This is a genomic window from Paenibacillus daejeonensis DSM 15491 (assembly GCF_000378385.1).
GTDB lineage: Bacteria > Bacillota > Bacilli > Paenibacillales > Paenibacillaceae > Paenibacillus_D > Paenibacillus_D daejeonensis.
Map to the genome: position 1 here is coordinate 88,637 of NZ_KB899664.1, position 13,465 is coordinate 102,101.

The window sequence follows — 13,465 nt, forward strand, 5'->3', positions numbered from 1 at the left end:
TCCGATTGAACGGCGAGTCGCACCCTCTCCATGGAAGGAGAAACAGATGAAGATTAAATGGTTGGTTCTAATCCTGCTACTACTCGTGCTGACTGCCAGCGCGTGCACACAGGAGGCCTCGGACGAGGTTTCAGACTTGTATGGGACCTATCGTTTGGAGGAGCTATTATACAGGAATCCACTCAGTTCCCAGTTTGGCTTCCAACCGTCCGAGGAAACGTATACCTTGACGGAAGATGCTTTGATTCATACGAAGGAAGATGGGAGTGTGCAGCAGCACACCATTGCGTATCCAAACGAGACGATAGATGGGCAGGCGTTCGCAGAGGATTTTTTAATCGAAGTGACCGGGGGGCTAGACCTCTCCACGTATCCAGCGTATCAACGGTACGTCCTGAAGGAGCCGGGGAGACTTAATGGCTATATCCTATATCAAGCGGATGGGGAGCTCTGGCTGGCTACGACGAATGCGGGGCAGACGCCACCGGACTATTATATTTGGGAGCTCCATAAGCTCGCGAGGCAGGACAGCCCGGAGCGGTCCTGAAGGAGCGATTCCCTAGGTTAGGCTGTTCCGCAAGAACAACAGTACAAATAATAGTCCCACCGACACAGCTAGAAAGACGCTCCCGAGAATAAGAAAGATGAGGCCGCCCTGGGCCACAGAGTCAATCGCAGCACGCTCGGGGCGATACGGATCGTATTTGACAGTTACCCTGCTGCCTGGCGTGAACCCCGGCGTTTGGGAGATCGCCGATGTTTTCCGATATGTCTGGCCGTCGACAACATATTCGAAGGTAGGATGCTTGTCGGGGAGCCCTGGGAACAGTGTGCCGCGTTTGATGATGATGCCTTGCGTGACATCCCAATCCCGCGTGCGTTGCTTCAGGAACATCCCGATGGAGAAGAAGACCGCGCCCAGAATGAATAGGATACCAAAAGCAAGGAGTAGGCCTTGCAGATAAGACGGCATATCCGACATGAGTAATCACCTCAACCACAATTTACACCCTTTACATCTGGCTGAATCAAGGGGGCACAACTATGAAGCTGGATCGGCTGCTGGCCATTACGATGGAGCTCATGATGCGCAAGCGGGTCAAAGCGACGGACCTGGCGGAGCGGTTCGAAGTATCGGTGCGTACCGTCTACAGGGATATTGAGACGATCAACCAGGCGGGAATTCCAGTGGCCTCGTTCACGGGCGCAGAGGGCGGCTTTGAGCTGATGGAGGGCTATTTTCTGACCAAGCAGCACTTCTCGCTGGAGGATTTCAGTATGATTTATCAGCTGTTGCGACAGATGGACGAAGCCGCCGGCGGCAGTCTGGTCACGTTGAGGCATAAGCTGGGCACGCTTCATCCGGCACTCGCCAAGGGAGAAGCTCAGGAGCGGATCGTTTTCGACCTCAGTACGCGGGAGGAGGATCAGGCGGTCATCCGGCCACTGTACCAAGCCATCCGGCAGCGTAAGCGGGTCGCCTTTGCCTATAAGGATGCCGAAGGCACGGAGTCGGACCGCAAGGTGGAGCCGCTGAGACTGTACTGGGAGCGGGGCATCTGGTACATGGAGGCCTACTGCATGACCCGGCAGGCTTTGCGGCTGTTTCGTGTCTCCCGGTTATCCCAAGTGCTGTTGACCGACGAGAGCTATACCCCGCGGGACGAGCTGACGCTCACCCACGCTGAGACCCCGGAAGGACTGGACGTTCACCTGCGGTTCAGTCTGGAAGCCCAGACGCGGGTCCAGGATCAATTCGGCGAAGCCTGCGAGCATCACGAGACGCACATCGATGTCCACACCGTCGTCTACAGCCGCGAATACGCGCTCTCCGTTGCACTTAGCTATGGCACCAAGGTCATCATCATGGAGCCGACAGCGCTCAGAGCAGAGCTATTGGAGCACATGCGTGAGATTGCAGCGTTATATGCTTTGCCGGTAGCCCCCATACAGTAACAGGTTCTTTAGTTGACCGTCTACCGCGTGGGGAGCATATCACGAGTGGAGACGCGGTTTTTACGTTGGGATTAGGCTTTACTGTGCAGCGTAATCAGGTAACCGTCGGGGTCGGCAAAGGTAAAGGTTCTCCCGAAGGGTCCATCTATGGGTGCGGATGTAATCTTGACACCTGCTGTACTAAGCTTGTCGTGGATTTCTTGTGTGTCAGGGGCATGAAACCACAGAGCAACACCAAATCCGGGCTGCGCACCTGAACCGAGTGCTGTTCCTGGCAAGAGGTCACGAAGCGCAAATGCGATAGGCTTGGTCTCAAAGACCACAGCATGCGGGGGTCCAGCCTGGGAGCGAACAAGACCAAGATAGTTTTGATAAAATTCAGCAGAGCTTTCAAGGTTACTTACTTGAAGGGATATGAAGTCGGGTCCAATAACTGACATAATGTCCTCCTTAGTGGATAGGTTTTTTGATGTTGCATGCTTTGAGTATACAAGTGCCCTACTGACAACTGTATGTCAGTAGCGTTCTTTTTTTTTCGAAAATTTCCGCACCGATTGACGTCTCCCGGTAGCGTTCCTGGTCGGATAACGTTTATAATAGAGCAAGGTGAAACCCTTAGAAATCAAGAAATTACACTACAAGAAAAGGTGTCATGCATGAGTATATTGAATGTAGAACGACTGAGTCACGGCTTTGGGGATCGCGCGATTTTCAACGACGTATCGTTTCGCTTGCTGAAGGGCGAGCATATCGGACTGATCGGCGCCAACGGCGAGGGCAAGTCCACCTTCATGAATATTATCACTGGCAAGCTGCAGCCAGACGATGGCAAGGTGGAGTGGTCCAAGCGGATGCGCGTGGGCTATCTTGACCAGCATGCCGTCCTGAGCAAAGGCAACAGTATCCGCGATATCCTCAAAGGGGCATTCCAGTATCTGCTGGACATGGAGCAAGAGATGAACGACATGTATGCCCGGATGGGCGATGTCACGCCGGAGGAGCTGGAGCAGCTGCTTGAGGATGTGGGCACGCTTCAGGATACACTAACGAACCAGGATTTTTACCTGATTGATGCCAAGGTGGAAGAGACCGCCCGTGGTCTGGGTCTGACGGATATCGGGCTGGACAAGGACGTCACCGACCTCAGTGGCGGACAGCGGACCAAGGTGCTGCTGGCCAAGCTGCTGCTGGAGAAGCCGGATATCCTGCTCCTTGACGAGCCCACCAACTACCTGGACGAGCAGCACATCGAGTGGCTGAAGCGGTATTTGCAGGAGTACGAGAATGCCTTTATCCTCATCTCCCATGATATCCCGTTCCTGAATAGTGTCATCAACCTGATCTACCATATGGAGAACCAGCAGTTGACCCGCTACGTGGGCGACTATGATCATTTCCAGCAGGTACATGAGATGAAGAAGCAGCAGCTGGAGTCCGCGTTCAAGCGCCAGCAGCAGGAAATTGCGGACCTCAAGGACTTCGTGGCCCGTAATAAGGCCAGCGTCGCCACACGTAACATGGCGATGTCCCGCCAGAAGAAGCTCGACAAGATGGATGTCATCGAGCTGGCCAAGGAGAAGCCGAAGCCGCAATTCAACTTCAAAGTGGGCCGCACCTCAGGCAAGCTGATCTTCGAGACCAACCAGCTCGTCATCGGCTATGACAGCCCGCTGTCGCGGCCGCTGGACCTGCGTATGGAGCGGGGGCAGAAGATCGCGCTTGTCGGTGCCAACGGGATCGGTAAAACAACGCTTCTGCGCAGCATCCTCGGTGAAATCCAGGCGATCTCGGGCACGGTGCAGCGGGGTGAGCATCTGCAGATCGGCTACTTCGAGCAGGAGTCCAAAGGCGACAACTACAACACCTGTATTGAAGAGATCTGGAGCGAGTTCCCTTCGCTCTCCCAATTCGAAGTGCGGGCGGCTCTGGCCAAGTGCGGCCTGACCACCAAGCATATCGAGAGCAAGATTACGGTACTGAGCGGCGGTGAGAAGGCCAAGGTGCGGCTATGCAAGCTCATTAACAACGAGACCAATCTGCTGGTACTCGATGAGCCGACTAACCATCTCGACGTCGATGCCAAGGACGAGCTGAAGCGCGCGCTTCAGGCGTACAAGGGCAGCATCCTGCTCATCTCCCATGAACCGGAATTCTATCGCGATGTCGTGACCGAGACCTGGAATTGTGAGTCTTGGACGACGAAGGTGTTTTAATAGTGAGAGAGAAGGCACGCATCCTGCGGAAACGCAGGCGGCGTGCCTTTTTTGCTTTGGTTAAGATGTGCCCGCCACTCGCCTGCTGCAACGCACCTTTGTTCCTCTATTTACTCTCGCCCCCGCCATCTGCCCGCTGTAACACACCTTTGTTCCTCTATTTGCCTGCATCCCCGCCATCTGCCTGCTGTAACACACCTTTGTTCCTCTATTTGCTCGCACCCCCGCCATTTGCCCGCTGTAACACACCTTTGTTCCTCTATTTGCTCGTACCCCCGTCATCTGCCCGCTGTAACGCACCTTTGTTCCTCTATTTGCTCGCAACCCCGTCTTCCGTCCGCTGTAACACACCCTTGTTCCTCTATTTATCTGCAGACCTATGCTGTGGGAGAGGGGCACGCGCTGGCATGATACCAACAACCCCGACTCCAGTCCAGTTGACCGGAGGGAGTAATCGAACTACACTTAAGTCATTATTTAGAAAATGACACATTGTCATTTTTTTGATTGAGGTGAGGAGAATTCCCAAGGTTAGCGAAGGGTATGCCGAGCAGAAGCGGCATCACATTCTCGATGCAGCACAGGCGGTCAGCCGGAGCAAGCCGTTGCATAAGATTACAATGAAAGACATTGTCCGAGCGTCTGGTCTAAGCCAGGGCGGGGTATACCTGTATTTTTCTCAAATTGAAGAGGTCTGGCTGGCGCTGGCTACCCGGTTTGATGCCGAAATCGATTTTCAAGAACGCTTCGAGCAGCTTCGTCAAGCCGATCCGGAGCCATCTGAGGGCATGCGTGAGATCTTCCGCTTCATCGCTGAGGAGCTGAACCGGTCGCTGGAGAGCGGGTATAGCAAGCTGGCTTTTGAATTCAATGCGATCTATGCCAGCCAGGCGGCCTGGTTCATCGAGCAGATCGAATCGCAGCAGGAGGTCTCGCCATCCTACGGCTACAACTACATGTTGGGGCAGATGCTGACGATGTGGCAGGACTGGCAGAAGGCGGGACAACTCCAGCCGCTGCGGCCGCTCGAGGAAATATGGATGCTGGTCCAGGTCACCCTGGCGGGCATGATTCGCGAAGCGACGATGGAGCAGTACCTGAACGAAGCCCAAGTCGAGATCCCGTCAGAGCTGGAGATTGGCAGGCACATCGAGCCTTTGCTGGAGGGACTACACCTCTCCGTGATGACGCTGCTGGGGGCGACGAGTACGAACAAACCAAGAAATGAGGGATAATGATGGCGTTTAAACAAGCTGTACGGTCGTGGTTGATGCTGTTGGCCGCTTGCCCCAAAGGGATCGTGACCTTCGTGATTGCGGTAGCGGGTGTGAGTATAGGGATTGCGTTGCTCATTGTGTGGGTAGGCATCCCGATCTTGGTGGGAACGCTGTTAATCTGCCGGGCTTTGATGGAGCGAGAGAGGCAGCTGGGTTCGTCATGGCTGGGTGGGCAGTCCAACTTTTCCGAAGTGTTGAGGTCGGGCTTAAAGCCTGCCGGTTATGCTACGGGCTATCCCCGGGGCGGTGTGAGGGAGTTGATCGCGCTGCTGGGTGAGCGCCGGACGTACACAGGATTGGTGTATTGTCTGGCCCAGCTGCCGATAGGGATTATTTCCTTCACAATTGCAGCCACTGTACCGATTGCTGCGCTTGGCCTGGCACTGGCACCGTTTAGCTACCTGATGAATGCCTGGCTGCCATTCGAACTGAACAGCTTGGATGCAATCGCTATCCCGATGTTGTCTCCGTTCCAGGTCATGTTGGCTGCCAGTGCGGTGGGCCTGGTGACTTTGGCGCTGCAGCCCCTGATGTTCCGTAGTCTGGGACGCGTGTATGCGGGCTGGCTTTCCTGGCTGTCTTCTTCGTCTGGGGTTCCCCCGTTACAGGGATCCTCCGCAAAGCCGGTCATCTAGCACCACATGAAAGCAAAACGCCGCTTGCACAAGGCAAGCGGCGCTAGCTTATTAAAAGATAATCTGAATAATGAGAGTTATCAGGACCAAGTAGCTCGTGACGGAGAGAATGAGATACGAAGCCAGCGCATGGCGTGGTACCGCACCGGCCTCGGCACCGGCTTGGACAGACAGGAGCAGGAGCGACAGCAAGGTAATGCTGAGCAGCAGCATCCCCAGGCCCAGGCTCATCAGCGTGAAGAGTGCAGCCAGCAGGAACCCCGCAGCACCAATGTAGAACGTCCCGCCGATTCGGATGGCGAACAGCTTGAGTTCAGGCTTCGTACCGCTCCGCCACCACGCAGCGAGCCAGATGGCTGCCAGCAGCACAGCGGTGGAGAGCAGGCCGATTAGGAAGAGTCGGCCGAAAATCGGCCAGGTTGCCGAGCGGGTCATGCCGCCAAGGCCACCCATGCCGAGGAATCCGCCGAAGAAGCCGTTGACGCGGCTGGCGATCATCAGGGACCAAATCAGGTACCCGACAAAGGCGCTTGCCACCCCCAGTACACCATAAATCCATTCTCTCTCGGTCAATCGTACGCTTTCCAGCGGATTTTTGAACAATCGCAGGACTTGCTGCTGGTCTACGCCTTTCATTGTTGTTTTTACACCATCCAAGACATTTCTCTTTTCTGTTTCCACTATGGACCCTCCCACAGGTTAATCGTCAATATTCGACATGACGGTATTGGGGTATTTTACCTTATTTCCACGAATTCGTACATAGACATCCAGAATTTATAGATGATTGGCATCGGATGTTGTTCAAAAAAATATATTCCTGCCCATGTGATACGACACGATATGTCGGACCATCCCCTCTATACTGGGTCACAGCACCATTAATCACGACCTGATAGAAATGAGGGAAACTAACGATGGCCAAAACAAAACGCGGACGTGTGCTCTGGAGCCTGCCCTCCCGTGGCAGAGGCACCTGTCCGATCTGCAACAGTACCCGCATCAAGCTGCTCTATTCCAGAGCGAACGCTGGAGGAACGATCATTAAAGTCTGCAAACGCTGCAGTAAAGCCGAACAGGACAAAATAGATGCTGTCATTCCCTAAGAACTTGAGCGGGCATATCGAGAACGGGTACGGGGCAACAGTGTGAGGATCTGAATGGCGAATCCGAGCGTCCAGTACAGGAGATGGACGGCATGAACGGCTTGTAGGAAATACACTTGGGCAGCGATCCAGATGACAAGCGCATAACCGGTGTACAACGAAAAGGTCCATGCCCAGTGCATGTCCCGGTACAGATTGAACCGCTCCGCGATGCGGGAGGGTGTGCGGCGGATAAGGCCTACGGCAACGAGCAACGGCATCACCCCCAGCACCAGGGTCAACAGCAACCCGGGAAGGAGGTAGTTGGAGAACGGACTGTGCGCCAGCAGCTCCAAGCTCAGTCCAATCAGCTGGCCTGAGGGACTGATGAGCATGCCCAATCCCCCAATTACCGCTCCCACGCTGAGGAATAGGTGTAGTACGATCAGAACAATGGCTTTGCTTGCTTTATTTCGTCCTGCAGCCATAGGAAGTCGCTCCTTTTAGGTATCTTTTCCCCAGCTTATCATCCCAGTCGCTTAAGGGCTGTGATGCCCTTAACATGGAAGTGCGCAATGTGCGTAAGCAAGCCGCAACAGGACGAATGTTGAACGTAGAGAAGGGAGAATTAGATGAGCCATTTGCATCGCATCCAATGGTTGGATGAGCAGATTCGTGCGGGAAACTATCCTAGCAGTGCTCAGCTGTCCGAACGCTTCGAGATCCTTACGTCGGGTTCCATTGACATTCATTACGGGACTCGCGAAGAAGTTTAGACGAAAGATTTCAAGACCCCTCTTACTGCTCGAATGAGATCGTGCTATGCTCTGGGGTAGGACAAAGAAAAAGCGGTGGATGTTTTTGGGGTCACGGCGTGACAACTCCCGGAAAGGGGGTGACGCCGATGGCCGTACTTGTGGCGTGGCTGGACGTTCTCCGATGGGTCGCTGCTACACTAAGCCTCGTGTTTGGTGTACGCAGGCTGTACCGTTGGTTACAACGTAAGTTTCGTAAAAAACGCAAGCAAAAACCCACCGCGTAAGGTTGGCGCCTGACGGTGGGTTTTGCATGCGAAGTAAATTCTATGCACGCCGTGGTGAATCCACAGCCTTTCGTGTCATGGAGAGTCTTTGCCGTTGACGCGGCAGAGGCTCTTTTCTTAGTATATACGGCAATTGTCAGCGAAATACGTTTCAGAACATATGAATCAAGTTTGGTGCATTGTTACCTACTAATTTACCTACCATTCTAGCACCTCCGAAGTCCGAAAGCAATTCTTGATCGGCTATATGGACTATGTTTGATGTTTACTACAAACCAATCAATCGGTACAGCATCTGGGCTGCTTCGGCGCGGGTTGCGATGCCCTTGGGCACGAACTGTCCGCTTGCGCGTCCTTGCACGAGACCCATCGATGCTGCCATCCGGACATCGTCCAGTGCCCAAGGAGCAATTGACGATTCATCGGCGAACGTCACGGGCAGTCCCGCAACCGGCTCACCGTGCAGCTCCGGGTAAGCCCGCATCAGCATCGCCGTCATCTCCTCACGGGTGATGGACGCGTGCGGGGCAAAGGTTCCGTCACCGCGGCCATTGACGAGGCCAACTTGGACAGCGGCGGCTACCTCGGCGGCGAACCAGTCGGCTGGCCGGATGTCCGTGAAGTCGGCAGCTGGCGCATCGCTATCCAAGTGCAGGGCCCGCACCAGGAGTGCCGTGAATTGGGCACGTGTAACCTGGCTCGAAGGCTCAAAGGTCCGGTCGGTCACTCCGCTGACAATCTGCCGTGCGGCCAGCTCCTGGATGACACCGTGTGCCCAGTGCGTCTGCGGCACATCGGTGAAGGTCTTAGTCACCTCCAGCACGGTATAGCTGCTGAAGTGATTCACCTGTACCACGAAGGCGCCGTTTGTAAAAGTACCGCCCAGATAGTCCAAGCCACCGCTCTCCGGCACATAGTAAATACCGCTCAAGCGGGGTTGAATGCCAGCAGTCATTTGCAGGCGAAGGGTTACAGGCGCTTGGAAGGATGACAACGAATAGGTCTGTCCTGCTTCCGTCGTAATCGACAGCGACAGGTCGTACATCACACTACCGACCTTCACGTCAGCCGCCAACTGCTGAGCCGCTTGTCGCGTCACGCTTGCTTGCTCAGCCGCTGTTGCAGGCTGCAGGGACACCATAATCGTGCTGCCCTCCCGTTCCTGAGCCGGTACGAGCTCAGCCAGCTGAGCCAGCACGCTGGACGGAAGCTCCAGGCTGCCGCCTTGCGACCGGATGTCCAGTGGAACGCCGTCCAGCAGCGAAGCAGCGTTGGCTGGCAGTTGAACGACTGTCGAGCCGGCTGGCAGGGAGACGGTTACTTTGCCGCCCGTGGAGGCTGTCAGCTGCTCTGATGTAAGGGTGACTGTGCCAGCAGGCGTTGGTGTGGATGGCTCTTGCTCGGTTCCCTCCCCCGGCTGAGGCCCACCGCTTGTTGGTGGAGGACCCGGGTCAACGTATGTCGAGGTAATCCTTACCGTTGCCTTGGCATCTGGCGTATGAACCAGCACGTCCTTCAGCGAGCTTGTACTGGTCTTCACCTGCTTCAGTGCAAGCTCTGTCGTCCCTGGCTGCAGCGCCTTGAACGTCAAGGTGCCGAGCGGAAGCGAGCCATTCAGGCCGGTCAATGCACCGGTCCGCGTATAGACGAGCGACACGTACGCTGTGCCGCCTTCCTGAGTCACCTTCAGGGGCAGTGCATAGCCGCTCTGCTCCGTAAATGGCTTGGAGGTGTCGACCTCCAGACGGGCCGGGTCGTACTGTAGCTGAATCTCATAGGCATACAAGTCAGCGAGCGACGCTCCCTGAATATCTACAGTAAAGGTCTGATTCTGCGAGACACTGCTTGCCGAAGAGGATAGCGTGAAGACCGGTGCTTCCGCAGCCGTGGCTGCGGGCAGGGCCAGGGTTATAGCCAGACATAGGGATAGTATCAATGAAAGCAGCTTTCGCGGCATCGTTCAGATCCGCCCCCTTTCCAAAGTTAGATCTTACGATGCTGCAGCCAGCGGAACTTCTTCGGATTCTCCGGTCTGCGGCTCGGACGGCTCCGGCAGCACTGGCGTCGATGCAGGAGCAATTCGGTGCATCGTGGCTTGCTCATAGGCAAAAGCCAGCTTGATAATCGTGCCCTCATCGTATTCGCGTCCCAGAAACTCCAGTCCGAATGGCAAGCCGGCGCTATTGCCGCTGCTGATGTAGCCGCCAGGGAAGCTGATGGCCGGGAAGCCGGAGTACGGACTCAACCGGTTGGCGCTGCCCGAGGTGGAGGCATACAGGAGAGCATCCAGCTTATTCTCGGTGAATACTTTGTTGAGCGTCTGTTGGGTCAGCTTGGTGCGCTGCCAGAGGTCTCTGTAATAACCGAGGGTTTCCAGCGTCTCTACGTTGTTGCGTGTGACCATGGAGCTCCGCTGGCTTTGCAATACCTCACCATTCGCTAGAATGTCGCTCAACGTCTTGTAAGGAGCCGCGTCTCCCAGTGAAGCCAGGTAATTATTTAAGTCAAATTTGAATTCGGTGCCGCTGAGACTGTTGTAGGCCAAAATCTGAGTCTGGTTGGGCAAGCTCGCAATCTCGATAATCTCTGCACCGAGCTCACGCATCTTGGCCAGTGCAGCTTCCACGGCAGGATCGTTGCCGGTAGAGAGCGAACGTACGAAGCCGATCCGCGCACCCGACAGCCCGTCCACATCGAGGTAATCGGTGTAGGAGGCAGGAATGTGGCCAGTAGCCATGGAAGTCGCCGTATCATTCGGATCGTAGCCCGCCAGAACATCCAGCATAATGGCGGCATCGGCAACGGTCCGGGTCATCGGTCCGCCGACATCCTGTGAGAGCGCCAGCGGGATAATCCCTTCACGGCTCGTCAGGCCAATCGTAGGCCGAATACCAACTAGCGCGTTGCGCGAGGAGGGAATACGGATGGAGCCGCCGGTATCGGTGCCCAGACCAATCACTCCGAAGTTCGCAGCCAATGCTGCGCCCGTGCCCCCACTGGAGCCGCCGGGATGGGTGGAGAGGACATATGGATTTTTTGTTTGTCCGCCAAGCGAGCTGATGGTCGAGGTGCCAAAAGCAAACTCATGCAGATTCGACTTGGCTAGAATAATTGCACCAGCTTCTTTGAGCTTGGTAATCATAAAGGCATCCGTAGGCGTATAGTTGTCTTTCAGACAAATACAGCCAGCAGTGGTCGGCATACCAATGGTATTAAAGTTATCTTTGACGATGACCGGAATGCCGTGCAGGGGCCCGCGTGGTCCCTGGGCTGTACGCTCTTCGTCCAGCGCTGCCGCTTCCTCTAGCGCTTTGGGATTCACAGTAATGATGGATTTTAGCTCGGGACCCTGTTGATCATAGGCCTCGATCCGTGCGAGGTAGGCGGTGACCAGCTCGACGGCAGTGACTTTGCCAGCATTCATCGCACTCTGGATCTCGGTTACCGTGGCTTCCATCAGCTCAAACGGTGCGTCGTCATACAGTACCTTCCTGCCCAAGGTACCGAGGTCGGTCAGATCGATGGTTCCATTCTGGTTGAAATCGGCGTTCGCTACGAGGGGCCAGGCTTCATGACTGGAGTCAATGCCATAATAGGGTGCGAGGATTGCCAAGTCTCCAATGTCCAAGCGATCATTGCCATTGAGGTCGCCGGAGACCAGATTGGACCGTACACTCAGCAGACCTTGCCGGACTTCCTGAATCGCGCCGTTGTCAGCCAGTCCAAGCTCCGCGCCAACCTGGATATCCTGGATGCCGCTGGCGGCTTTGGCCTTGAAGGTGAGGCGGATCAGGGTCTCGCCCGTTACTGCAGTTTCGCCCGTGCTGGTAGCCACAATGGTCGCCTCGCCCAGGGCAGCTTGCTGATCAATGATGCTAACGGAGGCATGAACGGCCTCTGCTCCGACCCACTCTGTTTTGGCAGGATTGAAGGACACGATATACTTCTGGGCAGCCACCTTGCCGGTGACGCCAGAGAGTGCAACGTCGGCATGGAAGGTTGCGCCTTGCTTGGTTGTGGCCGGACCCGTGACAAGGACCGATTCGGAGCCCGCAGGCACAATAACAACGTTGGGCGCAGCCGCTTCCGCGGTGTCCGGCGTATCGGGTAGATCCGATTGTTGTGCAGGGGGAGGAGTCGTTGTTTCCGCTGATGCGCTTAGTGCTGCTGCCGGCAGCGTGCCAACCAGCATCGCCGATATCCATACCTTCATCATGAATGATTTCCAAACCATACGTTTCATAGGTCTCCTCCAAACATCATCCGCAGATTTGACGTGGGTCCATCGCTGGAACAAGAGGCATTGCATGTGAATTATGTACGAATAGACGCCGGTTCTACCCTCCTTCAGTCAGTGTAAATGATAGGTTTTGTGACAATTATGAAGATTTTCCCACAGTCTACTTCCAATTCTATTTCAGATGATGTCACTTATCAAAAGCAAATAAGTCAAAGTAAGCGCAAACATATCTTGTTTTGACGTTTTGTCTTGTATTCTCTTAATCATTCTCTCATTCTTTAAGTTAATATATTTAACATACAAGGTTAATTAATTGTGAGATTTATAGTTTGCTTGAGAACCATAAAGGAATCGGCTGTAACCCAGCTCCGATGCATTTTTCATGAGCTCCACATTCAACCAAGCAGCAAGATCAGCGAAGGACCGGTCTGCAAAAGGCCAGCGGGTACGCGCTGTGTCCAGCCATGCCTCCGGGGAGAGTTTGTGGACAGCTCCTTCCCATTGGTTGCGCAGGTCCAGCAGGCGAGATTTGGCCTCGGCGAAGGAACCGGAGGCGGGAATATCCTCACGCTGCAAGCTGGCCTGGCCGAAAGTGTGGTCGAGCACCATGGACCACCAATAGGTCATGTGCCACATCAGCCATGCGCTGCTGGGTGGACCAATGTCATAGCCCTCCGAGGTGGGCCAGTCTGGCTGCCACACGCCTGAGTGTTCAGCGATATGGAGTCCGGGGGGTGCGGGACGCCAGTGGTATTCGTCCTCCGTCAGGTCGGTCAGATGATAATCACACAGCTGGCAGGCGATGGCATACTGGTACTGTAGGGTTTGTTGAAGGGTAGTGGGAGTTGTCATTAGAACACCGACTTTCAAACTTATTTAAATTTTGATTACTAATATATAGATATATAATATATTTGTCTAGTTTATTCTAATAGCTCGTTCAAGATTCAACACTCATAATGGTCTAATCCGAGCTCAACAACCATAAGGCGCATATATTCCGCTAAACCCCCAAAT

15 protein-coding genes are annotated in these 13,465 nt (G+C 54.8%); 8 read left to right on the forward strand and 7 right to left on the reverse strand.

Annotation, left to right across the window (positions count from 1 at the left end; translation table 11 throughout):
• Positions 1-46: 46 nt before the first annotated feature.
• Positions 47-547, forward strand: coding sequence for a hypothetical protein (locus tag F556_RS0117410; protein WP_020618263.1), 501 nt, complete (start codon positions 47-49; stop codon positions 545-547).
• Between the two features lie 12 nt (positions 548-559).
• On the opposite strand, the gene F556_RS0117415 is transcribed toward F556_RS0117410, so the two are convergent.
• Positions 560-982: a DUF3592 domain-containing protein gene (locus F556_RS0117415; protein ID WP_020618264.1), complete on the reverse strand. Its 423-nt coding sequence runs from the start codon at positions 980-982 to the stop codon at positions 560-562.
• A gap of 62 nt (positions 983-1,044) precedes the next feature.
• Between F556_RS0117415 and F556_RS0117420 the strand changes: the two genes are divergently transcribed.
• Positions 1,045-1,956 carry a helix-turn-helix transcriptional regulator gene (locus F556_RS0117420; RefSeq protein ID WP_020618265.1) on the forward strand — a complete coding sequence of 304 codons (912 nt, stop codon included), beginning with the start codon at positions 1,045-1,047 and terminating at the stop codon, positions 1,954-1,956.
• Between the two features lie 71 nt (positions 1,957-2,027).
• Here the strand turns inward: F556_RS0117420 and F556_RS0117425 are convergent, their stop codons facing one another.
• Positions 2,028-2,396, reverse strand: a complete 369-nt coding sequence (locus F556_RS0117425) for a VOC family protein (RefSeq protein ID WP_020618266.1) — start codon at positions 2,394-2,396, stop codon at positions 2,028-2,030.
• Positions 2,397-2,612: 216 nt separating this feature from the next.
• Between F556_RS0117425 and F556_RS0117430 the strand changes: the two genes are divergently transcribed.
• From F556_RS0117430 to F556_RS0117440, 4 genes are read left to right on the forward strand one after another with little or no spacing between them, the layout of a single operon-like run.
• Positions 2,613-4,169: an ABC-F family ATP-binding cassette domain-containing protein gene (locus F556_RS0117430; RefSeq protein WP_020618267.1), complete on the forward strand. Its 1,557-nt coding sequence runs from the start codon at positions 2,613-2,615 to the stop codon at positions 4,167-4,169.
• Positions 4,170-4,171: 2 nt separating this feature from the next.
• Complete coding sequence (locus tag F556_RS37820) at positions 4,172-4,657, forward strand: hypothetical protein (protein WP_157272801.1); 486 nt, start codon at positions 4,172-4,174, stop codon at positions 4,655-4,657.
• A 24-nt stretch (positions 4,658-4,681) separates the two neighbouring features.
• A complete protein-coding gene (locus F556_RS0117435; RefSeq protein ID WP_169447607.1) occupies positions 4,682-5,404 on the forward strand; it encodes a TetR/AcrR family transcriptional regulator in 723 nt (240 codons plus the stop codon).
• Between the two features lie 2 nt (positions 5,405-5,406).
• Positions 5,407-6,081, forward strand: a complete 675-nt coding sequence (locus tag F556_RS0117440) for a sensor domain-containing protein (protein ID WP_020618269.1) — start codon at positions 5,407-5,409, stop codon at positions 6,079-6,081.
• Between the two features lie 51 nt (positions 6,082-6,132).
• Here F556_RS0117440 and F556_RS0117445 read toward each other — a convergent pair whose 3' ends face one another.
• Positions 6,133-6,762 carry a hypothetical protein gene (locus F556_RS0117445; protein ID WP_020618270.1) on the reverse strand — a complete coding sequence of 210 codons (630 nt, stop codon included), beginning with the start codon at positions 6,760-6,762 and terminating at the stop codon, positions 6,133-6,135.
• 236 nt (positions 6,763-6,998) lie between these two features.
• Here F556_RS0117445 and F556_RS0117450 point away from each other — a divergent pair, with 236 nt between their 5' ends.
• Complete coding sequence (locus tag F556_RS0117450; RefSeq protein ID WP_020618271.1) at positions 6,999-7,187, forward strand: hypothetical protein; 189 nt, start codon at positions 6,999-7,001, stop codon at positions 7,185-7,187.
• On the opposite strand, the gene F556_RS0117455 is transcribed toward F556_RS0117450, so the two are convergent.
• Positions 7,184-7,654: a hypothetical protein gene (locus tag F556_RS0117455; RefSeq protein ID WP_020618272.1), complete on the reverse strand. Its 471-nt coding sequence runs from the start codon at positions 7,652-7,654 to the stop codon at positions 7,184-7,186. The genes F556_RS0117450 and F556_RS0117455 overlap by 4 nt on opposite strands.
• A 144-nt stretch (positions 7,655-7,798) precedes the next feature.
• Between F556_RS0117455 and F556_RS37825 the strand changes: the two genes are divergently transcribed.
• Positions 7,799-7,942, forward strand: coding sequence for a hypothetical protein (locus tag F556_RS37825; protein ID WP_020618273.1), 144 nt, complete (start codon positions 7,799-7,801; stop codon positions 7,940-7,942).
• 534 nt (positions 7,943-8,476) lie between these two features.
• Here the strand turns inward: F556_RS37825 and F556_RS0117470 are convergent.
• The 3 genes from F556_RS0117470 to F556_RS0117480 all read right to left on the reverse strand — a co-directional run bounded on the left by F556_RS0117470 (position 8,477) and on the right by F556_RS0117480 (position 13,300).
• A complete protein-coding gene (locus tag F556_RS0117470) occupies positions 8,477-10,165 on the reverse strand; it encodes an S-layer homology domain-containing protein (RefSeq protein WP_020618275.1) in 1,689 nt (562 codons plus the stop codon).
• Positions 10,166-10,198: 33 nt separating this feature from the next.
• Complete coding sequence (locus F556_RS36380; RefSeq protein ID WP_020618276.1) at positions 10,199-12,451, reverse strand: amidase family protein; 2,253 nt, start codon at positions 12,449-12,451, stop codon at positions 10,199-10,201.
• A gap of 306 nt (positions 12,452-12,757) precedes the next feature.
• A complete protein-coding gene (locus tag F556_RS0117480) occupies positions 12,758-13,300 on the reverse strand; it encodes a DinB family protein (protein ID WP_020618277.1) in 543 nt (180 codons plus the stop codon).
• Between the last annotated feature and the right edge of the window lie 165 nt (positions 13,301-13,465).